The sequence below is a fragment of the Pseudomonas fluorescens genome (genome assembly GCF_005938625.1).
GTDB classification, from domain to species: domain Bacteria; phylum Pseudomonadota; class Gammaproteobacteria; order Pseudomonadales; family Pseudomonadaceae; genus Aquipseudomonas; species Aquipseudomonas fluorescens_BD.
In genome coordinates this window covers 94580-115341 of record NZ_VCNJ01000040.1, presented here as the reverse complement: position 1 = coordinate 115341, position 20762 = coordinate 94580, and the positions used below count along the sequence as shown (strand labels likewise).

16 protein-coding genes are annotated in these 20762 nt (G+C 59.7%); 3 read left to right on the top strand and 13 right to left on the bottom strand.

What is annotated here, in order from left to right; genetic code table 11:
• Window positions 1-80: 80 nt before the first annotated feature.
• Window positions 81-2582 (bottom strand): glycerol-3-phosphate 1-O-acyltransferase PlsB, encoded by a 2502-nt coding sequence (plsB, locus tag FGA82_RS22800; protein WP_102900548.1) that lies wholly within the window; start codon window positions 2580-2582, stop codon window positions 81-83.
• 237 nt (window positions 2583-2819) lie between these two features.
• On the opposite strand from plsB, the gene FGA82_RS22795 reads away from it, so the two are divergent.
• Window positions 2820-3029 carry a cold-shock protein gene (locus tag FGA82_RS22795; RefSeq protein WP_007908870.1) on the top strand — a complete coding sequence of 70 codons (210 nt, stop codon included), beginning with the start codon at window positions 2820-2822 and terminating at the stop codon, window positions 3027-3029.
• 90 nt (window positions 3030-3119) lie between these two features.
• Here the strand turns inward: FGA82_RS22795 and FGA82_RS22790 are convergent, their stop codons facing one another.
• From FGA82_RS22790 to FGA82_RS22775, 4 genes are all read right to left on the bottom strand, one after another.
• Window positions 3120-3497: a hypothetical protein gene (locus FGA82_RS22790; protein WP_064120729.1), complete on the bottom strand. Its 378-nt coding sequence runs from the start codon at window positions 3495-3497 to the stop codon at window positions 3120-3122.
• Window positions 3498-3572: 75 nt separating this feature from the next.
• The gene (locus FGA82_RS22785) at window positions 3573-4382 is read right to left on the bottom strand and encodes a putative RNA methyltransferase (RefSeq protein ID WP_141128838.1); all 810 of its coding nucleotides are present in this window, start codon (window positions 4380-4382) and stop codon (window positions 3573-3575) included.
• A complete protein-coding gene (gene dapE, locus FGA82_RS22780; RefSeq protein WP_122591327.1) occupies window positions 4382-5533 on the bottom strand; it encodes a succinyl-diaminopimelate desuccinylase in 1152 nt (383 codons plus the stop codon). Before dapE ends, FGA82_RS22785 begins: the two co-directional genes overlap by 1 nt.
• Window positions 5534-5771: 238 nt before the next feature.
• Window positions 5772-8363, bottom strand: coding sequence for a glycosyltransferase (locus FGA82_RS22775; RefSeq protein WP_141128837.1), 2592 nt, complete (start codon window positions 8361-8363; stop codon window positions 5772-5774).
• Window positions 8364-8576: 213 nt separating this feature from the next.
• Between FGA82_RS22775 and tcdA the strand changes: the two genes are divergently transcribed.
• Window positions 8577-9395, top strand: coding sequence for a tRNA cyclic N6-threonylcarbamoyladenosine(37) synthase TcdA (gene tcdA / locus FGA82_RS22770; protein WP_003222099.1), 819 nt, complete (start codon window positions 8577-8579; stop codon window positions 9393-9395).
• A gap of 125 nt (window positions 9396-9520) precedes the next feature.
• On the opposite strand, the gene FGA82_RS22765 is transcribed toward tcdA, so the two are convergent.
• The 4 genes from FGA82_RS22765 to FGA82_RS22745 form a co-directional block, all read right to left on the bottom strand.
• Window positions 9521-9925, bottom strand: a complete 405-nt coding sequence (locus FGA82_RS22765; protein ID WP_141128836.1) for a SufE family protein — start codon at window positions 9923-9925, stop codon at window positions 9521-9523.
• Window positions 9922-11127 (bottom strand): aminotransferase class V-fold PLP-dependent enzyme, encoded by a 1206-nt coding sequence (locus FGA82_RS22760; RefSeq protein WP_141128835.1) that lies wholly within the window; start codon window positions 11125-11127, stop codon window positions 9922-9924. Before FGA82_RS22760 ends, FGA82_RS22765 begins: the two co-directional genes overlap by 4 nt.
• A gap of 150 nt (window positions 11128-11277) precedes the next feature.
• Window positions 11278-12312: a 2,3,4,5-tetrahydropyridine-2,6-dicarboxylate N-succinyltransferase gene (dapD, locus tag FGA82_RS22750; RefSeq protein ID WP_141128834.1), complete on the bottom strand. Its 1035-nt coding sequence runs from the start codon at window positions 12310-12312 to the stop codon at window positions 11278-11280.
• Window positions 12313-12345: 33 nt separating this feature from the next.
• On the bottom strand, window positions 12346-12708 hold the full coding sequence (locus FGA82_RS22745; RefSeq protein WP_016985102.1) for an ArsC family reductase: 363 nt from the start codon (window positions 12706-12708) through the stop codon (window positions 12346-12348).
• A gap of 293 nt (window positions 12709-13001) precedes the next feature.
• Between FGA82_RS22745 and FGA82_RS22735 the strand changes: the two genes are divergently transcribed.
• Window positions 13002-14636, top strand: coding sequence for a Na+/H+ antiporter (locus FGA82_RS22735; protein ID WP_141128833.1), 1635 nt, complete (start codon window positions 13002-13004; stop codon window positions 14634-14636).
• A gap of 24 nt (window positions 14637-14660) precedes the next feature.
• Here FGA82_RS22735 and FGA82_RS22730 read toward each other — a convergent pair whose 3' ends face one another.
• From FGA82_RS22730 to map, 4 genes are all read right to left on the bottom strand, one after another.
• Window positions 14661-15410 carry a M12 family metallopeptidase gene (locus FGA82_RS22730; protein ID WP_052178188.1) on the bottom strand — a complete coding sequence of 250 codons (750 nt, stop codon included), beginning with the start codon at window positions 15408-15410 and terminating at the stop codon, window positions 14661-14663.
• 220 nt (window positions 15411-15630) lie between these two features.
• Window positions 15631-16830, bottom strand: a complete 1200-nt coding sequence (gene dapC, locus FGA82_RS22725; RefSeq protein WP_038357893.1) for a succinyldiaminopimelate transaminase — start codon at window positions 16828-16830, stop codon at window positions 15631-15633.
• A gap of 44 nt (window positions 16831-16874) precedes the next feature.
• The gene (locus tag FGA82_RS22720; RefSeq protein WP_141128832.1) at window positions 16875-19577 is read right to left on the bottom strand and encodes a [protein-PII] uridylyltransferase; all 2703 of its coding nucleotides are present in this window, start codon (window positions 19575-19577) and stop codon (window positions 16875-16877) included.
• A gap of 41 nt (window positions 19578-19618) precedes the next feature.
• The gene (gene map / locus FGA82_RS22715; protein ID WP_008081693.1) at window positions 19619-20401 is read right to left on the bottom strand and encodes a type I methionyl aminopeptidase; all 783 of its coding nucleotides are present in this window, start codon (window positions 20399-20401) and stop codon (window positions 19619-19621) included.
• Window positions 20402-20762: the final 361 nt, after the last annotated feature.

Here is a 20762-nt window from a genome sequence, read left to right as displayed (position 1 = left end):
GCGAAAGCGGTTTAGCATTCAACATTTCAGTTGTCTGACACTCCGTCTTCGCGAGCAGGGTCGCTCCCACCAGGTTTGCATCAGGTCTCGGGTTGGGCGACGACCTGGTCTGCAGCATCTTCACTGCGATGCAGCGCGACCTGACGGATCGACAAGCGAATCTCCGCCGGCAACACACGTTTGGCCGCACCTTCGGCGAGTTCGCCGAGCAGTTCGTGATAACTCAGTTTGCCGGCCTCGTCGCGACGCAGCACGTCGAGGTCGAGCAGGGTCTGGATGAAGTGGCGGAACAGGCTCTTGTCGAAGAATTCCGGGGCGTTGAGGCCGTGGAGGATTGACAGGCGTTGAGCCATAACCGTGCAGAGGTCTTCCAGTTCTTCGGCGCTGATGCTGTTCTGGCCGCTGTTGAGCAGCAAGGACACGGTCATGTAGAAGCGCTGCAGGGTCTGGGCGATGCTTTTCGACAGCAGCGTCAGCAGGACGAAATGCCGCGAACTTGGCGCCGGACGCAGATAGACGTCTTTCTCGAAACGCAGCAGGCCTTGCTCGACGAACGCTTCCAGCCACTGATCGACTACGCCGTCGAGTTCGTCCAGCGTCCAGCGAATGAACAGCTCCGATTGCAGGTACGGATAGAGCGCGCGGGTGTAGCGCAGGATCTGTTCGCGACTCATGCGCGAGGCGCTCTGGAAGAAGCTCGCCAGCAGCGCCGGCAGGGCAAAGATGTGCAAGACGTTGTTGCGGTAGTAAGTCATCAGGACGGCGTTTTGCTCATCCAGATAGAGAATCTTGCCCAGCGCATCGTTCTGCTCGGCGAGCAGGTCCATGTCCTTCACGTGCTCGATCAGCGCACGACCATCGCCTTCCGGCAGCGTGGTGTGCGGCGAGTACGGGACTTTGCGCAGCAGCGCCAGGTATAGATCCAGTACCCGTGCCATGGCGCGATCGTCCAGCGCCAGCCGCGTGGTCGACAGCAGCGCCAGCGCCACCAGGTTGACCGGGTTGATCGCCGCCGCTTCGTTCAAATGCTGTGCGACTTTCTCGCCGAGGCGATTGGTGGTTTCGTTGAGCCACGCCGGTTTGTACTGCGGGCCGAGTTCCTGCTGGCGCCAGTCCGGTTGCTCGGCGTCGAGGAACTCCGCCAGTTTGATCGGCTCGCCGAAATTCACCGCGACCTGACCGAAGCGTTGCTTGAGCGCGCCGATGACTTTGAAAATATCGAAGATCGATTCTTTCTTCTTGCTCGCCCCTCGCAGTTCGCCGAGGTAGGTGCGACCTTCCAGTACGCGCTCATAACCGATGTACACCGGCACAAACACGATCGGCATGCGCGACGAACGCAGGAAACTGCGCATCGTAATCGCGAGCATGCCGGTTTTCGGTTGCAGCATGCGTCCGGTGCGCGAACGACCGCCCTCGACGAAGTACTCGACCGGGAAGCCTTTGGTGAACAGGGTGTGCAGGTATTCGTTGAACACCGAGGTGTACAGTGGATTGCCCTTGAACGTGCGGCGCATGAAAAATGCGCCGCCACGACGCAGCAGGCTGCCGATCACCGGCATGTTCAGGTTGATCCCTGCGGCAATGTGCGGCGGGGTCAGACCGTTGCGGAACAGCAGGTAGGAGAGCAGCAGGTAGTCGATGTGGCTGCGGTGGCACGGCACGTAGATCACTTCGTGACCTTGCGCGACCTTCTGCACGCCTTCGATGTGGTTGACTTTGATGCCGTCGTAGATCTTGTTCCAGAACCAGCTCAGCACCACTTCGAGGAAGCGGATCGCGGTGTAGGTGTAGTCCGACGCGATTTCGTTGCCGTAACGCAGGGCCTGGGCCTTGGCTTTTTCCGCGGAGATGTTTTCGCGCTCGGCTTCGTCGAGGATCGCTTGCTTGACCAATGGCTGATTGAGCAAGCCTTTGACCAGATTGCGGCGGTGGGAAATGTCCGGGCCGATCACCGCAGCTTTCAGATTGCGGAAGTGTACACGCAGGATTCGCTGGGCCATGCGCACGGTGCGTTCGTGGCCCTTGTTGTGCTCGATCAGCTCGCGCAGATGGATCGGTGCGGAGAATTGCACGCGGGTTTTACGCCCGAGAACAATGATGCTCAGCAAGCGACGCAGGCGCCCGGTGACGGCCCAGCTGTCGGCAAACAACAGCTTCCACGGACTGTTTTCGCTGTCCGGCGATTGGCCCCAGAACACGCTGACCGGAATGATCTGCGCGTCTTCGGCCGCGTTTTGGGTGAGGGCGCTAACCAATCGGGTCAGCGTCGGCGGTGCGCCGCGTTTGTCCTGGCGACCGAGCCAGTCGGGATCCGGCGTCAGGTAGAAAAACGCCGCCGGTTCGATCAGCGAACCCACCGACACCGGCAGCACCGGACGCGGCAGGCCGGCCTTGGTGCACTCGGTGTCGAGCACGGCCAGATCGGTCAGCGAAGGGTTTTGCAGGACGTAGAACACCGGACGACTGCGGTCGAGGTTGAGGGTGAACGACGACTGGTTGATCGTCTCCGAGCGAACCCAGAGGTACAACAGTCGGCGCAAGGTGCCAAACACAAGACGGCGGAACGGGGAACGGGTCATACGGCTTCTGCGTGAGTGAATAAAACCGAGCAAGTGCTCGGGCGGTCGATAGTGTGCCGGATTCGCTGAAAATCGGCAAAAAAGCGGCGAAGTAATCTCCAGTTGAGACTTTCCGCGCCTGTCATATACTCGGCGGTCTGTCGCCGGGGCCCTTTATGGACGTCGGACACAGGCTGACGTTCCTCAAAGGCTTTCCTGCGAAAAGCCTGTTCAATAATAAAAAAGGAGTATGAACAGATGGCAACACGTGAAACCGGCAACGTGAAGTGGTTCAACGACGCCAAGGGCTACGGCTTTATCCAGCGTGAAGACGGGGTGGACGTGTTCGTGCACTACCGCGCGATTCGCGGCGAAGGGCATCGGTCGCTGACTGAAGGCCAGCAGGTTGAATACGCGGTGATTACTGGCGAGAAGGGTTTGCAGGCTGAGGATGTTGTAGGCTTGTAAAAGCAGCTTCGAGCTGCAAGTCAAAAGCTGCAAGCTACAAGCAGTTCAACTTGAGACTTGCAGCTTGCAGCTCGTAACTTGCAGCTGCTTTTATGCCGTTTTCCAGGTGATTTCTTCTTCACCGTCTGCGCTGATGCGCATCCAGCGATCCGCTGTCTCCTCACCTTCTTCTTCGACCCACGTCCCCGGCGCGCAACGCACTTCGACGTTCAGCGCAGCGAACGCAGCGCGGGCGCAGGCGATGTCGTCGTCCCACGGGGTCTGGTCGCTTTCCAGGTACAGGCTGTTCCACTTGCCCACGGCTTTCGGCAGCCAGGTCACCGGCACGTTGCCGGCCTTGCACTTGTAAGTCTGGCCTTTCTGTACCCAGTCGCTGCACGGGCCCAGCGCTTCGCCCAGCCAGGCCGAAATGGCCTTGTGGTCGACGTCGGCGTCTTTCAGGTAAATCTCGATATCCGGTTGGCGCATGGATGTCCTCACTGCGGGTCTGAAAAATCCATTCGCGGATTTAGCCGGCCCCGGGCATTTGCCCGAGACCAAAAGTTATTGAAGAACGAAATAATCGTAGCGCATCGATACGGTGGTCTCGAACGGTTCGGCCTGTTCGATCACTGCCACGCGACGCTCGGCACTGGCGCGCCAGCCGTGAGGCGTCATCGCCAACAGGTTGGCGCGATCCTCGGGCTTGTCCAGCGTCAGCTTGAATTCCAGGGTTTCACTGTGCGCCAGCGCCATGCCTTGCGGCACCAGGGCCAAGTGCTTGTCGTCGGTGTATTCGCGCACTTCGTCGTACAGGCGCTCGCGCAGTTCCATCAGGTGGCCGCTGGTCGGGCCGACTTTCATCAGACCGCCGCCAACGCTGAGTAGACGCTTGGCTTCTTCCCAATCCAATGGACTGAAAACACTGGCGAGAAACTGGCAACTGCCCGACGCCAACGGCACACGGGCCATGCTAGCGATCAACCAGCTAATCGCCGGGTTGCGTTTGCAGGCGCGTTTGACCGCTTCGCGGGAGATGTCCAGCGCGTAGCCATCCGCGTGCGGCAGGGCCTCGGCGATCTGCGCGGTGTAATAACCCTCGCCACAGCCGATGTCGACCCAGCGATCCGGTGCATAACTCGCTGCCAGTTCAGCCAGACGCTTGGCCACCGGCGCGTAATGTCCGGCGTTCAGGAAGTCACGGCGCGCTTCGACCATGGCCTGGTTGTCGCCAGGATCACGGCTGTTTTTGTGCTGCACCGGCAGCAGGTTCAGGTAACCCTGTCGCGCACGGTCGAAACGATGGCCGGCAGGGCAGACCACGCCGTTGTCCACCGCATTCAGCGGTTCACTGCAAATGGGGCAAGCGAGCATCAGGCGAGCAACTTGATCAGGGTCTGGTAGTAGATCTCGGTCAGTACGTCGAGATCCGCCGCCAGCACGCGTTCGTTGACCTGGTGGATGGTCGCGTTGACCGGGCCCAGCTCAACCACTTGCGTGCCCATGGTCGCGATGAAACGGCCATCGGACGTACCGCCGCTGGTCGACGCCTTGGTCTCGCGGCCGGTGATGTCCTTGATGCTCGCCGACACCGCGTCGAGCAGCGCGCCCGGTTCGGTGAGGAACGGCAGACCGGACAGCGCCCAGTCGATGTGCCAGTCCAGATCGTGCTTGTCGAGGATGTCGGCCACGCGTTTCTGCAGGCCTTCGACAGTCGATTCGGTGGAGAAACGGAAGTTGAACACCGCCACCAGATCGCCCGGAATCACGTTGGTCGCGCCGGTGCCGGAGTTGACGTTGGAGATCTGGAAACTGGTCGGCGGGAAGAAATCGTTGCCGTGATCCCAGTGCTCGGCGGCCAGTTCGGCCAGCGCCGGAGCGGCGAGGTGGATCGGATTCTTTGCCAAGTGTGGATAGGCGACGTGGCCCTGAATACCTTTGACGGTGAGCTTGGCGCCCAGCGAGCCGCGACGACCGTTTTTCACCACGTCGCCAACCAGCGTGGTGCTTGACGGTTCGCCGACGATGCACCAGTCAAGACGCTCGTTGCGCGCGGCCAGGCGCTCGACCACTGCCTTGGTGCCGTGATGTGCCGGGCCTTCTTCGTCGCTGGTAATCAGGAACGCGACCTTGCCCTTGTGGTTCGGGTAATCGGCGACGAAACGCTCAGCGGCGACGGTCATCGACGCCAGGCTGCCTTTCATGTCCGCCGCGCCGCGGCCGCAGAGCATGCCGTGTTCATCGATCAGCGCGTTGAACGGATCGATCTGCCACGCGGTGACCGGGCCGGTCGGCACCACGTCGGTGTGGCCGGCGAAACACAGCACCGGGCCGTCGTTGGTGCCGTGGGTCGCCCAGAAGTTATCCACATCTTCGATGCGCATCGGCTCGAGGCTGAAACCGGCATCGCCCAGGCGCTGCATCATCTGCTTCTGGCAATCGGCGTCGACCGGCGTCACGGACGGACGGCGGATCAGGTCGATGGCGAGTTGGAGGGTCGGCGAAAGGTCGGCGTGGGCCGTCATGGAAAACTCCGGGGTCATGAATTTGAGCTGGGGCCGATGTGGGAGCGAGCTTGCTCGCGAAAACTGTGTATCAGGCAACATAAGGGTTGAATGTTACAAAGCCTTCGCGAGCAAGCTCGCTCCCACAGGGATTGGGTTCGGTCGGTTACACCGCGTATCACGCCAAGCCCCGCAAAATGGCGGTTATCTTAAAGCAAAACGGCGACCATTGGCCGCCGTTTAGTGCATCGATGAGGATTTAGACGACCGGCGCCGGCTCAGGCGCAGCGGCCGGTTTCGGCAATGACGACAGGAACGCCATGATCAGCGCCGCCAGATACGGCAGCGATTGCACCAGCAGCATCACTACCCAGAAACGCATGTCGTTGCTCGGCATGCCGTTGACCAGGTAGATCCCCAGCGCCGCGCCCCACAACAGCAGCATGATGAACAGCTCTTCCCGCGCCTCGGAAATCGCCACCCAGAAGCCATGGTTGTCGGCGTTTTTCGGCGTGCGGAAGAACGGGATGCTGGTGGTGAAGAAGCCGTACAGCACCGCTTTGGCGATGGTGTGCGACAACGCCAGCCCGGCCAGTGCCGCGCAGAAGGCATCTTTCAGGTTCACGCCAACTGCTCGGCGATACAGGAAGATGATCTTGCCGACTTTGAACACAAACAGCGCCAGTGGCGGGATTGCGAAGATCAGCAGCGGCGGATCGACCCGTTGCGGCACGATGATCATCGCCGCCGACCACAACAGTGCGCCGACGGTGAAGAAGATGTTCATGCCGTCCGCCACCCACGGCAACCAGCCCGCGAGGAAGTGATAACGCTGGCCACGGGTCAGCTCGGTGTCCTTGCCGCGCAACAGGCTGCCGGTGTGGCGTTTGATGATCTGAATCGCACCGTAGGCCCAGCGGAAACGCTGCTTCTTGAAGTCGATAAACGTATCCGGCATCAGGCCCTTGCCGTAGCTGTCGTGGTAATACGCTGCCGAAAGGCCTTTCTCGAACACGCGCAGGCCGAGCTCGGCGTCTTCACAGATGCACCAGTCGGCCCAACCCAATTCTTCCAGCACCGAGCGACGGGTCATGGTCATGGTGCCGTGCTGAATGATCGCGTCACGGTCGTTACGGGTGACCATGCCGATGTGGAAGAAACCTTTGTATTCGGCGTAGCAGAGCTTCTTGAAGGTGCTTTCGTTCTGGTCGCGATAATCCTGCGGCGATTGCACCACAGCGATTTTCGGGTCGGCGAAGTGCGGCACCATGTGCTTGAGCCAGTTCGGGTGCACGCAGTAATCGGAGTCGATTACCGCGATCACTTCAGCGTCCTTGGCGGTGTGCGGAATCAGGTAGTTCAACGCGCCGCCCTTGAAACCGGCCAGCGGCGAGACGTGGAAGAACTTGAAGCGCGGGCCGAGGGTTTCGCAGTAGTCGCGCACCGGCTCCCACACCGCCGGGTCCTTGGTGTTGTTGTCGATGATCAGGACTTCGTAGTCCGGATAATCGAGGGCGGCGAGGGCGTCGAGGGTCTGTTTGACCATCTCCGGCGGCTCGTTGTAGCACGGCACGTGGATTGAGACTTTCGGGCGATAGCTGGAGTCGCCCTCGACCGGCAGGAACTCGCGCCGACGCTTGTGAATCCACACCGCTTCGGCCAGCTCATGCGCCTCCGTCAGCAAGACGATAAATACCCCAAGCGCACCGAGCGCCAAGAGGAAGCCGACCGTCAAACTGAACCACGTGCTGTATTGCAGGCTGTAGTCGTAACCGATCCACACCAGCACCGAACCGCAAAGGAAGGCGATGAAGGTCAGGAAGATCCGCCCGCGTTGACGCAGGGCCGAGCCGTCGATCATCAGCAAGGTCAGCGACAACAGCGCCAGCACCACCGAACCGATCGCCAGCACGCGCCATTGCGGGATCGCCACGACCGGGCCTTCGAAGTTGAATTTCTGCTGACGCGCGGCGTTGAACACGCCCCAGTACGCGCCGACCGAACCTTCGTCACTGGCCTTCCACGGCTGGTCAAACGCTTCGATCACAAAGTAGTTGAAGCCTTGGCGGTTGAGCTTGTTGACCAGGTTACGCAGGTAGATCGCCTGATCTGCCGGCGACGCATCGGCGCCACCGCGCATGCGACCGTTGCTCGGCCAGCCGACCTCGGAGAGCAGCAGCGGCTTTTTCGGGAACAGCTTTTTCAGGTCGCGGGCGCGATCGAAAACGAACTGCCCGGCCTTGTCGACCGGAATGAACTCCCAGTACGGCAGAACGTGTGCAGCGATCAAGTCAACGTGCTTGGCCAGCTCCGGGTGTTCTTCCCAGACGTGCCATTGCTCGGACGTGGTCACCGGTACTTTCACCGCCGCGCGCACGCGATCGAGCAGTACGCTCAGCTCTTGGGCGGTGATTTCCTTGCGGAAGATCGCTTCGTTACCGACCACCACACGAACCACGCTGCGCGAGGTGTTGGCCAGTTCGATGGCGCGGGTGATTTCCCGTTCGTTGCGTTCCTGATCCGGGCTGATCCAGATCCCCAGCGTCACGCGCAGGCCGAATTCCTCAGCCAGTTTCGGGATGTCTTGCAGCGAACCGTCGACCGAGTAGATACGGATGTTGTCCGTCAGCTTGCTCATGATCTCCAGATCGCGGCGCATTTCGTCGTCAGTCGGGTACTGATCCTTCTGCGGATATTGTCCCTGCTGGAACGGCGAATAGGAGAAACCGGAGATTTGCTCCGGCCAGTTCGGCGCGGAAACCGGGCGATTGATCAGCGCCCAGAAACCGGTGAACAGGGCGGCGATTGCCAGAACCACCACCAGGTTGAGTCCAAATTTACGCGATGACATAGCTATTTCGGGTTCCAAAGGCTGTGGAACGAAGGATCGGTCGGCTAGACGCCCGAGGGGCGCGCATCCTACACCGGCAGTTCGCAAGTCGTACATCAGACAGGGAAATGCCCGACATTGGGCAGCCGACTTTGACTTAAGTTCTTACACTTGTAGCTGATGTTTAGAACTTGTCGCCGCGTAGCCCTATAATGCGCGCCGGTTTTTGGGGTAATGGTCATGAGTACAGAAGATCCGCGGTTTGCAGGCATCGCCCGTTTGTATGGCATTGAAGGCCTGGAGCGCCTGCGCGCGGCCCACGTGGCGATTGTCGGCGTCGGTGGCGTCGGTTCCTGGGCGGCGGAAGCCATGGCCCGCTGTGGCGTCGGCGAGATTTCGCTGTTCGACCTCGATGACGTCTGCGTCAGCAATGCCAACCGCCAGTTGCATGCGCTGGACAGCACCGTCGGCAAACCCAAGGTCGAGGTGATGGCCGAGCGTCTGCGCGGGATCAATCCGGATTGCACCGTGCATGCCGTGGCGGATTTCGTCACCCGCGACACCATGGCCGAATACATCACGCCGAACATCGACTGTGTGATCGACTGCATTGACGCGGTCAACGCCAAGGCTGCGCTGATCGCCTGGTGCAAACGCCGCAAGATCCAGATCATCACCACTGGCGGCGCGGGCGGGCAGATTGATCCGACGTTGATTCAGGTGTGTGATCTCAACCGCACGTTCAACGATCCGTTGGCGTCGAAAGTGCGTTCGACGTTGCGTCGCGACTATGGCTTCTCGCGCACCGTGACCCGGCATTACAGCGTGCCGTGTGTGTTTTCCACGGAACAACTGCGCTACCCGAAACCGGATGGCAGCATTTGTTTGCAGAAGAGTTTTGTTGGCGATGGCGTGAAGCTGGACTGCGCCGGTGGGTTTGGTGCGGTGATGATGGTCACGGCGACGTTCGGGATGGTTGCGGCGACCAAGGCTGTGGACAAGATTGTCGCGGGTGTGCGGCGCCCGGCTGACCGAGTCAAGCCTCAGGTTTGATGCTGGGGCTTTGATCGTTCCCACGCTCCGCGTGGTAATGCAGCCCGGCACGCTCCGCGTCCAATCCAGAGCCGAACGCGTAGCGTCCGTTGAGGCATTCCCACGCAGAGCGTGGGAACGATCAGTCAGCGAGCCAACTCATTCATCCGCTGGAGCACGGCGTTCAGGCCATTGCTGCGCGATGGCGATAGTTGTCGCGAAAGACCTAACTGATTAAACCAGTCCGGCAAATCAACTTGCTGCAGCTCGGCCGCTGACAAGCCGTTAACCCGCAACAGCAACAACGCCACCAACCCACGAATCATCCGCGCATCGCTGCTGGCGCTGAATTGCCAGTGATCGTCGTGCAGTTCGCCAACCAGCCACACCTGACTCTCACAGCCATGCACCCGGTTAGCGTCGCACTTGTCCGTGTCATCCAGCGGCGGCAGACGATCACCAAACTGCATCAACAACCGCGCCCGCTGTTCCCAGCCGGCTGCGTTCTGAAATGTCTGCAGCGCCTCTGCCGCTGCGACCGGCAAGCTCATCGCAACAACTCCAATGCCTGATCCAGTGCTTCAAAGAAGCGCTCCAGATCCTCGGAATCGTTGTACAGCGCCAGCGACACACGAATCGCCCCGGCCAGTTCGAAGCTTTTCAACAGCGGCATCGCGCAGTGATGGCCGGCGCGCACGGCAATACCTTGTTCGGTCAGCAGGTGCGCCAGATCGGCGTTATGCACACCCTCGACGACAAAACTGGCCAGTGCCAGTTGCGGCTTGCCGAGCAGACGAATGCCGTTACGCGCCGCGAGTCCACGCAGTAGATAGTCATGTAGCGCGGCTTCATGGGCAGACATCGCGTCCTGATCCAGACCCGCCAGGTAATCCAGCGTCGCGCCGAGGCCGATGACACTGGCAATCGGCGGCGTACCCGCTTCAAAACCCAGCGGCGCAGGGCGGAAGCGCGAGTCGTGGTAGTTGGCTTCCAGCACCATTTCGCCGCCGAACTGCCAAGGCTTCAACCGCTCCAGCGCAGCGTTGCGCCCGAACAGCACGCCGAGGCCATCGGGGCCATAGAGCTTGTGGCTGGAAAACACATAAAAGTCGCAACCCAGCGCCTGCACGTCATGCCGGCCGTGAACCACGCCTTGCGCGCCATCGACCACGGTCAGCGCGTTCTGCGCCTTGGCCATGCCCAGCAACGCCGGCAATGGCTGCCAGGCGCCGAGCACGTTGGACAACTGACTGATCGCCAGCAAGCGCGTGCGCGGGCCGATCAGATGCACAGCGGCAGCGAGGTCGATCAGGCCGTCAGCTTCCAGCGGCAGGATCACCAGTTTCAGATTGCGCCGTTGTGCCAGTTGCTGCCACGGCAGCAGGTTGGCGTGATGCTCCAGGGCGCTGATGACAATTTCATCGCCCGGGTGGAAAAGATGTTCCAGGCCATAGGCCAGGAGATTCAGCGCACTGGTGGCGCCGTGGGTAAAGATGATCTGCCCGCTGTCACCGGTATTCAGCCACTGGGCGACCTTGAGCCGACTGTCTTCGAACGCCTGCGTCGCGTGAGCGCCGGGCAGGTGTTGCGCACGATGCACATTGGCCGCGCCATTAGCGTAGTAATGCGTCAGTGCGTCGAGCAGGGCCTGGGGTTTTTGCGTGGTGGCGGCGTTGTCCAGATAGGTCTGGTCTTGCCGTTGCAGCGCGGCGATGGCCGGGAAATCGGCACGCCAGGGGGAGGGAATCATCATCTGTTCAGCCCTGTGAACTTGGGCGGGTATACACCGAACCTTGTGGGAGCGAGCTTGCTCGCGAAAGCGTCGTGTCATTCAGCACTGTTGTTGACTGACGGGACGCCTTCGCGAGCAAGCTCGCTCCCACAGGGGGGATCGTATGGCAGTTTAGTTGTGAGCGTGCAGCGCTTCGTTCAGTTCGATCGCCGACTTGTGGGTCTTGCATTCCACAGCACCGGTTTCCGAATTGCGACGGAACAGCAGATCAGTCTGACCAGCCAATTCACGCGCTTTCACAACCTTGACCAGGTTGTTGTTTTCGTCGAGCAGCGCAACCTTGGTACCAGCGGTCACGTACAGGCCCGACTCAACGGTGTTGCGGTCGCCCAACGGAATACCGATACCGGCGTTGGCGCCAATCAGGCAGCCTTCGCCGACCTTGATCACGATGTTGCCGCCGCCCGACAGAGTGCCCATGGTCGAGCAACCGCCGCCCAGATCGGAACCCTTGCCGACGAATACGCCAGCGGAAACGCGGCCTTCGATCATGCCCGGGCCTTCGGTGCCGGCGTTGAAGTTGATGAAACCTTCGTGCATCACGGTGGTACCTTCACCGACGTAAGCGCCCAGACGCAGACGCGCGGCGTCAGCGATACGCACGCCGGCCGGAACCACGTAGTCGGTCATTTTCGGGAACTTGTCCACCGAGAACACTTCCAGCAGCTCGCCACGCAGACGGGCTTCCAGTTGCATTTCGGTCAGTTCGCTCAGGTCGATTGCACCTTGGCTGGTCCACGCGACGTTTGGCAGCAGCGGGAAAATCCCGGCCAGGCTCACGCCGTGCGGCTTGACCAGACGGTGCGACAGCAGGTGCAGCTTGAGGTAGGCCTCAGGGGTCGAAGTCAGCTGTGCGTCTTCGGCCAGCAGGGTGGCGACCAGCGGCTTGTGGCTCTCGGCCAGGCGGGTCAGCAGCTTGCCTTGCACGGCGTCGATGCCTTTCACGGCTTCAGCCAGTTGTGCAGCCTGAGCGGTGGTGAAGGTGATCGCCTGGTTGCCTTCGGTGTAACCGAGGATCGGCGCGACGGCAGCGACCAGTTCGGCCGAAGGATTGAGCAGTGGCTGTGCGTAGAACACTTCCAGCCATGCGCCTTGACGGTTCTGAGTGCCGACACCAAAGGCGATGCTGAACAGGGAATTGGACATGTAAATACACCTCTACAAAGAGTGACGGGCTGCTTACTTCAGAGCGGCCGCGTAGATATCTGGCTTGAAGCCAATCAGGGTTCGGTCACCGAGATCGAGCACCGGGCGCTTGATCATCGAGGGTTGAGCGAGCATCAGTTCGATGGCTTTCGATTGGTCGAGATCGGCTTTACGTTCGTCGTCGAGTTTGCGAAAGGTCGTGCCTGCGCGGTTCAACACCGTTTGCCAGCCGTGTTCGTCACACCATTGGGTCAGGTGTTCACGGTCGATGCCGGCGCTTTTGTAGTCGTGAAAGTCGTAGCTGACAGCGTGTTCATCGAGCCAGGTGCGCGCCTTTTTCATGGTGTCGCAGGCTTTGATGCCGAAAAGGTGCAACGTTTTACTTGAAACGGTCAAGGAATTGCCCCCTTTACAGGTGCTGGAGAAAAATGGTGTCGGATTATGCCATGACCAAACGGTTTCGTCGGCCACGGTTGTCGTGACGCTGAAAAACCCTGTGGGAGCGAGCCTGCTCGCGAAGGGGCCGTATCAGGCAATATCTCTGTTGAATGACGCAGCGCATTCGCGAGCAGGCTCGCTCCCACAAGGGGCCTGCGTTGCAGCAGTGCTACATAGGTGCAACGGTCAGATCCATCCTAAGCAGCTAATATGGCAGTTCAACGCTGTCGATTGTCTGAGATTTCCGCTTTATGCAAACCGCTTACACCGTCCTGATCCTGCTGATGCTGGTCAGCGTCTCGCGGCTGGTCGGACGGGTCATCCCGTTGCCACTGCCGCTGGTTCAAATCGCCGCTGGCGCCTTGCTCGCCTGGCCGACCTTGGGCCTGCATGTGGCGCTCGATCCCGAATTGTTCCTGTTTCTGTTCCTGCCACCCTTGTTGTTTTCCGATGGCTGGCGCATGCCCAAACGCGAGTTCTGGCATTTGCGCGGGCCGATCCTGACGCTGGCGGTCGGGCTGGTGCTGTTCACCGTGGTCGGCGCCGGCTACTTCATTCATTGGTTGTTGCCGTCAATTCCGTTACCTGTGGCCTTCGCCCTGGCGGCGGTGTTGTCGCCGACGGACGCAGTGGCGGTGTCGGCCATTTCGCAAAACCGTTTGCCGACCCCGCTGATGCATATATTGCAGGGCGAGGCGCTGATGAACGATGCCTCGGGTCTGGTGACCTTCAAGTTTGCCCTGGTGGCGGCTATTACAGGGGTGTTCTCGCTGACCAACGCCAGCCTCACCTTTGTCGTGGTGGCGCTGGGTGGGCTGGCGGTCGGCGTGGCATTGAGCTGGCTGGTCGGGCGTTTGCGGGCGTGGATGATCGCTCGCGGTTGGGACGATCCCGCGACGCACGTGGTGTTCATGTTGCTGTTGCCGTTTGCTGCTTATGTATTGGCCGAACGTCTTGGCGTCTCGGGCATTCTCTCGGCCGTGGCGGCGGGGATGATGCAGAGCTGGCTTGATCTGTTGCCTCGGCAGACCAGCACCCGCTTGCTCAATCGCAGCGTCTGGTCGCTGCTGGAGTTCGCCTTCAACGGCTTGATCTTCCTCCTGCTTGGTCTGCAATTGCCGGACATCATCAAAGCCGTTGTTAGCCACGAGCCGACGCTGTGGCCGACGTTGTTCTATCGCTGTCTTGATGTTGTGGCGATTTTCCTCACGCTGGTGTTGCTGCGGTTTATCTGGGTGCAGAGCATCTGGCGTTTGTCGGTGCTGCTGCGACGCTTGCGCGGCAAGGGCGATCTGACACAAGTGCCGACTGCGCGCTCCTGCTGGCTGCTGACCGTTGGCGGCGTGCGTGGCGCGGTGACGCTGGCGGGTGTGATGTCGGTGCCGATGTTGATGGGGGCGGATGCGTTTCCCGAGCGTGATTTGCTGATCTTCATCGCTGCCGGGGTGATTCTGCTGTCGCTGGTTTCGGCGTGTATCGCGCTGCCGCTGTTGTTGCGAGGTATCGAGAAAAGTCCGGATGACAAACGGCGCCAGGAGGTGCGCGACGCGTGGCGTAAAACCGCAGAGGCGGCGATTCACGCGCTCGAAACCGAGGAAACTACCCCGCAGGACGCTGCTCAAGCGGCGCTGTCGGCAGAACTGAAGGCGCGGATCATGTCCGAGTATCGCCATCAGCTCGATGTCTTCAACGATTCCGCCGAAGCTCAGGCCTTGGCGTTCCAGATGGATCTACTGGAGCGGCGTCTGCGTTTGAAAGCGCTAAGGGCCCAGCGTCTGGAACTCTATAGCCTCAGTCGTCATCACCAGATCGGTGATGACGTGCTCAGAGAAGTGTTGGCCGATCTGGATTTGAGTGAAGCCAATCTGGGGCAGGTCAAGTCGTAGTGAAAGACTGTCCCTGATGGCGCTTCATGGTCGCTCGCAGGAGCCGTCGTCAGGGATTTCGATCGGGTAGAAATGTGCGGCTATGCGTTTGTCTTCCCAACTGATCTCGGTGTTCATCGGTACTTCGAATTTTCCATCGGTGAGTTCCTTTTCGACAGGGTAATGCATGATGGATGTTGGATCGTACCCGGTGATGGTGGTCTGCTCGGTTATCGGTGTGAAGATGTTCAGGTCCACTTTCTCCTTATCCATTCCCCATTTTTCTGCGTATTCCTTATAGACCTTTGGTTTGTTCCAGGGAATGTTCGCATCCGGGTGCAAGTGCTCGTGATGTAATCCGAGAACATGACCGAATTCGTGCAATACCACTGTGCGGAAGTCTGAATCTTCCGGTCGCGCGGATATGAACATGGTTGGCTCTCTCGCAGCGACTGTCAGTGCGTCAGTTCCAATTTGAGATGCATTTTCAGTTGTATTGGTTTTAATTCGGATGATGCCGTCTTTACTGTCGATGAAACTAAAGGTGAGACTGACATAATCAGCCCATTCCCATATATGCTTTTTTATCGCCTCTTTCAGCGAGGCGGGGGGGTTGTCCAGGAACGAAATGGTCAGATGACGGTTCGGGTGCCAGCACTTTGCGTTGATTGCCATTGTTCGTGAGGACGAACCGGAGGTGTACGAAATGTTTTTAGGGTTTTCATTGATGGCTGCTCGAAAGCTGGCAATGGGGTCATCTATCTCAAGTTTCAGGCACGGCTTGGTTTTATACATGATCAATTCCTTTTGAGGTTTAGTGATATTTATAAGTCTGATTTTTTAATGGGTATCTACAAGTTCAATAGGTCGTGAACTTGTATTGCTTGATACATTGTCTTTGTTGTGCGGGGTAAGTTATTTGTTTGTGGGTAGGTGAGTAAAGCGATGCGTTGTAAGTTGTGATTTCTATATGGTGAAAGTCCGCACCAGATTGCCTGGTGCGGATATTTGACAGTTACTGTTGGCGAGTAACGAATGCGCGAATTCGTTCTGCGGCTTCTACGCATTCGGCCAAGGGGGCGACCAATGCCATTCGCACGCGACCCGCACCTGGATTGACGCCATCGACGTCGCGGGACAGGTAAGAACCGGGTACTACAGTCACGTGTTCCTGTTCGAACAAGTCACGGCAAAACGCCGCGTCATCACCTTGTACATTCGGCCACAGATAGAAGCTGCCATCCGGACGTTGCACATCCATCACCGGACTGAGGATTTCCAGCACCGCATCGAATTTTTCCCGGTACAGCGCGCGGTTGGCGCGAACGTGAACTTCGTCGTTCCACGCGGCAACGCTGGCCAGTTGGGTTTGCACCGGCATCGCGCAGCCGTGGTAGGTGCGATACAGCAGGAAGCCCTTGAGGATGTCAGCATCGCCCGCCACGAAACCGGAGCGCAGGCCCGGCAGGTTGGAGCGCTTGGACAGGCTGTGGAACACCACGCAGCGTTTGAAATCCTTGCGGCCCAATTCAACGCAAGCAGTCAGCAGGCCCGGCGGTGGAGTCTGTTCGTCGAAGTACAGTTCGCTGTAGCACTCGTCGGCAGCGATCACGAAGTCGTACTCGTCCGCCAGGGCGATCAGTTTTTTCAGGGTGTCGACCGGGATCAACGCACCGGTCGGGTTGCCTGGCGAGCACAAAAACAGAATCTGGCAGCGCTTCCAGATGTCTGGCGAAACAGCATCGAAATCCGGGTTGAAGCCGTTCTCGTCAAGGCAAGGCAGATAGTGCGGCTTGGCGCCGGCGAGGAACGCTGCGCCTTCGTAGATTTGGTAGAACGGGTTCGGGCTGACCACGAGTGCGTCATCGCCACGGTTGACCACGGTCTGGGTGAACGCGAACAGTGCTTCGCGGGTGCCATTGACCGGCAGCACGTTGCGCGCCGGATCGATCCAGCCGCTCGGCACGCCGAAACGACGCTCGCACCAGCCGCCAATGGCCTCACGCAATGCCGGGATGCCGAGAGTGGTCGGATACACCGCCATCTGATCCAGACTGTTGGCCAGTGCCTCGGCGACAAAGCTTGGCGAACGGTGTTTCGGCTCGCCGATCGACAGAGCGATCGGGCGTTTGTCCGGATTTGGCGTCACAGTGCCGAGCAGGGCGCGGAGCTTTTCGAACGGGTACGGCTGGAGCTGGTTCAGAGCGTTGTTCATTGGGGCTGGGTCTCGTGCAAAGCCATTTGAATCCGGGGGCGCCATCAAATACTGATGCGCGACAGTTTGATATCGGGTTCCTGATTGACGCTCAGCTGCTCAACGATCGCATCCTGCAAACGGCTGCACAGCAACGGGTCGGACAACGGTTGGTTGTGGGCGTCGGTGATAAAGAACACGTCTTCCACCCGCTCGCCCAAGGTCGCAATCTTGGCGTTCTGCAGCGACAGGTCGAACTCGAGGAAAATCCCGCCGATCCGCGCCAGCAGGCCCGGGCGATCAGGTGCGGTCAATTCCAGCACGGTCACCGGACGCTGGGCATCGTTGTGGATGGTGACCTGCGGCGCGAAGGCGAAATGCTTGAGCTGGCGCGGCACGCGGCGCTGGATGATCGTCGGGTAATCGTCCGGATTGCGCAGGGCTTCGGTCAGACCTTCGCGGATCTGCTTGACCCGCGCCGGATTGTCGCCGATGGATTCACCTTCGTTGTCCAGCACGATGTAGGTGTCGAGGGTGAACTGGCTGCTCGAGGTGATGACCCGGGCGTCATGAATGTTCAGGTTGAGCTGATCCATCGCCGCCACGGTCACCGCGAAGAAGTCATGCTGGTCCGGCGCATAAATGAAGATCTGCGTACCACCCTCGAACTCGCGCTGGGTGGTTTCCTTGATCAGCACCAAAGGTCCGCCATCGACCGGTTGCTGCAGGATTGCATCGCTATGCCAGGCCACGTCGCCGGCGGTGTGGCGCAGGAAATAGTCATCGCCCAACTGCGCCCACAACTGCTCGACGTCGTCCGGGTCGGTGCCGCCGCGCACCAGAATGTCCAGCGCAGCGCTTTGGGTCTGGCGGATCTGCTCTTCGCGATCCACAGGGTTTTCCAGGCCACGGCGCAAGGCGCGCTTGGTCTCGGTGTAGAGCTGGCGCAACAGACTGGCGCGCCACGAATTCCACAGCGTCGGGTTGGTCGCGTTGATGTCGGCCACGGTCAAAACGTAGAGATAATCGAGGCGGGTTTCGTCGCCGACAGCCTGAGCGAAATCGTGGATCACCTGTGGATCGGACAAGTCCTTGCGTTGGGCGGTGGTCGACATCACCAGATGGTTCTGCACCAGCCAGACAATCAGACGGCTGTCCCACAGTGGCAACTGGTGGCGCTGGCAGAACGCCTCGGCATCGACCGCGCCGATTTCCGAGTGATCGCCATGCCGGCCTTTACCGATGTCGTGGTACAGGCCGGCCATGTAGATCAGTTCGGGTTTGGGCAGTTTGGCCATCAGCTTGGCAGCCAGCGGAAATTTTTCCGAGACCTGGGTGTACTGCAGTTTGCGCAGATGTTTGATCAGGTTCAGCGTGTGCGCATCGACCGTATAGATGTGGAACAGGTCGTGCTGCATCTGTCCGACGATAAAGCCGAACTCCGGCAAATAGCGCCCGAGAATGCCGTAACGGTTCATCCGGCGCAGGTTGCGGTGGATGCCGATCTTGCACTTGAACAGCTCGATGAACAGGCTGGTGTTGCGGATATCGTTGCGGAAATTGTCGTCGATCAGGTGACGGTGCTCGCGCAGCAGACGAATGGTGTCGGCGCGCACGCCTTTGATTTCCGGCTGCTGAGCCATCAGCACGAAGATTTCGAGCATGGCGAACGGCGTGCGGCGGAACACGTTGTCGTTGCGTGCTTCGATATAGCCGTCGTGGAGCTGGAAGCGCGAGTTGATCGGCTGCGGCGGCGCTTCGTCTTCCGGCGCGAGGATGACTTCCTCGAAATGCTGGATGATCAGATCGCTGAGCTGGGCAATGCTCATCACCACGCGGAAATACTGCTGCATGAAGTTTTCGACGGCCTGTTTGGCGTCGTCACCTTCAAAACCGAGCAGCCCGGCAATGGTGCGCTGATGATCGAACAGCAAACGGTCTTCGGAGCGGCCCGCCAGCATGTGCAGCGCATAGCGCACTTTCCAGAGGAATTCCTGGGAGGAGGCGAGCAACGCGTTTTCACTCTCGACCAGGAAGCCTTCGCCGGCGAGGGCGCGCAGGTTCAGGGTGCCGTACTGACGCCGGGCCACCCAGAGAATCGTCTGGATATCCCGCAGGCCGCCGGGCGAGCCTTTGACGTTGGGTTCCAGGTTGTATTCGGTGTCGTTGTATTTGTGGTGGCGCGCCTTTTGTTCGGCGCGTTTGGCGAGGAAGAATTCCTTGGCCGGCCACATGTGTGCGGTGCTGGTGACGTCGAGCATGCGCTGACGCAGACGCTCGGGGCCGCAAATGGTGCGGCTTTCCATCAGGCTAGTGACCACGGTCAGGTCGGCGCGCGCCTCTTGGGCGCATTCGTCGACAGAGCGAACGCTCTGACCGACTTCCAGGCCGATGTCCCACAGCAAAGTGAGAAAACGCTCGATGGAATCGCGGAAGACTTCGTGATCAGCGCTGTCCAGCAGGATCAGCAAATCAATGTCGGAATACGGGTGCAACTCACCACGACCGTAGCCGCCGACCGCGACCAGCGCGATGTCGGCGTCTTCGCTCCAGTTGAACTGCTCCCAGGCCTTTTGCAGGATGTTGTCGACGAACCAGGCACGGTCTTCGATCAGGCGGCGAATGTCGCGACCCTGGCGAAAACGCGTGTCGAGCACCTCACGAGCCTGGCGGATCGCCTTCTTGAACGCCGCGATAGGACTCGCTTTCAGGGCCAGTTCAGCCTGGAACTGGCCGCGGTCGAAGAGTTCGGGATCCACCTGCGGCATCGATTGGCTTTCCTTCTATAAGGCTGGGAGCGTTGTGTGGATCAGGCCGAGATGCGCGCGATGGTGTCGTCGGCGCGCAGGGTGAAGATCTCGTAGCCGGTGTCGGTGACCAACAGGGTGTGTTCCCACTGAGCCGACAGCTTGCGGTCTTTGGTGATCGCGGTCCAACCGTCGCCCAATACTTTGGTGTCGGCCTTGCCCTGGTTGATCATCGGTTCGATGGTGAAGGTCATGCCGGCTTTCAGTTCCATGCCGGTGCCGGCACGGCCGTAGTGCAGGATTTGCGGCTCTTCGTGGAAGACCTTGCCAATACCGTGGCCGCAGAACTCGCGAACCACCGAGAAACCGTTTTTCTCGGCATGCTTCTGGATCACTTCACCGATGTCGCCGAGACGGCAGCCAGGTTTGACGATCTCGATCGCTTTGTACATGCATTCCTGGGTGATCTGCGACAGGCGTTCAGCCCAGACCGGCACTTCGCCGACATGGAACATGCGGCTGGTGTCACCGTGGTAACCGTCTTTGATCACGGTGACGTCGATGTTAAGGGTGTCGCCGTTTTTCAGCGGCTTGTCATTCGGAATGCCATGGCAGACCACGTGGTTAATCGAGGTGCAGATCGACTTCGGGTAACCCTTGTAATTGAGCGGGGCAGGGATGGCTTGCTGCACATTGACGATGTAGTCGTGGCAGATCTGGTTCAGCTCATCGGTGGTGACACCCGGTTTGACATGTTCGGCAATCATTTCCAGCACATCGGCGGCCAGTTTGCCGGCGACACGCATGCCAGCGATGTCCTCGGGGGTTTTGAGGTTGACGGTCATACAGGCTCTCTCTGCGCTCGGCGGCGCTTGCTGATACAAATAGGGTGGCGGGTGTTCGATTGGCGACCCTGAAAAACGCGATTCTAACAGACGCACGGCGCAATTCAGCGCCCGCGTGCATCGCTTCTCTCTATACAATGGTGCGTTCGGGGCCGATTCCAAGGGGGCTGCGCCCATGTCCTTGGTGCGAATACAGATTCCGGGTTCCGTTTCTGCGTACCCTGTGGTATAAAATGCGCCGCTTTCCGGGGATACCCCGAAAAGCTTAAATCCACACACGTGTCGACACGATGACCTGGGTGCTTTTGGCTTTATGCCACTGGTTGGTCATTGGGATACGTGGAGGCCAAACCCGACTTAT

Bases quoted from the DNA above. Each gene is read 5' to 3' on its own strand.
- dapC (WP_038357893.1), bottom strand. From the start codon at position 16,830: ATGAACAACGCTCTGAACCAGCTCCAGCCGTACCCGTTCGAAAAGCTC.
- dapD (WP_141128834.1), bottom strand. From the start codon at position 12,312: ATGTCCAATTCCCTGTTCAGCATCGCCTTTGGTGTCGGCACTCAGAAC.
- FGA82_RS22720 (WP_141128832.1), bottom strand. From the start codon at position 19,577: ATGCCGCAGGTGGATCCCGAACTCTTCGACCGCGGCCAGTTCCAGGCT.
- FGA82_RS22785 (WP_141128838.1), bottom strand. From the start codon at position 4,382: ATGCTCGCTTGCCCCATTTGCAGTGAACCGCTGAATGCGGTGGACAAC.
- tcdA (WP_003222099.1), top strand. From the start codon at position 8,577: ATGGTCATGAGTACAGAAGATCCGCGGTTTGCAGGCATCGCCCGTTTG.
- plsB (WP_102900548.1), bottom strand. From the start codon at position 2,582: ATGACCCGTTCCCCGTTCCGCCGTCTTGTGTTTGGCACCTTGCGCCGA.
- FGA82_RS22765 (WP_141128836.1), bottom strand. From the start codon at position 9,925: ATGAGCTTGCCGGTCGCAGCGGCAGAGGCGCTGCAGACATTTCAGAAC.
- FGA82_RS22775 (WP_141128837.1), bottom strand. From the start codon at position 8,363: ATGTCATCGCGTAAATTTGGACTCAACCTGGTGGTGGTTCTGGCAATC.
- FGA82_RS22795 (WP_007908870.1), top strand. From the start codon at position 2,820: ATGGCAACACGTGAAACCGGCAACGTGAAGTGGTTCAACGACGCCAAG.
- dapE (WP_122591327.1), bottom strand. From the start codon at position 5,533: ATGACGGCCCACGCCGACCTTTCGCCGACCCTCCAACTCGCCATCGAC.
- FGA82_RS22760 (WP_141128835.1), bottom strand. From the start codon at position 11,127: ATGATGATTCCCTCCCCCTGGCGTGCCGATTTCCCGGCCATCGCCGCG.
- FGA82_RS22730 (WP_052178188.1), bottom strand. From the start codon at position 15,410: ATGTATAAAACCAAGCCGTGCCTGAAACTTGAGATAGATGACCCCATT.
- FGA82_RS22790 (WP_064120729.1), bottom strand. From the start codon at position 3,497: ATGCGCCAACCGGATATCGAGATTTACCTGAAAGACGCCGACGTCGAC.
- FGA82_RS22735 (WP_141128833.1), top strand. From the start codon at position 13,002: ATGCAAACCGCTTACACCGTCCTGATCCTGCTGATGCTGGTCAGCGTC.
- map (WP_008081693.1), bottom strand. From the start codon at position 20,401: ATGACCGTCAACCTCAAAACCCCCGAGGACATCGCTGGCATGCGTGTC.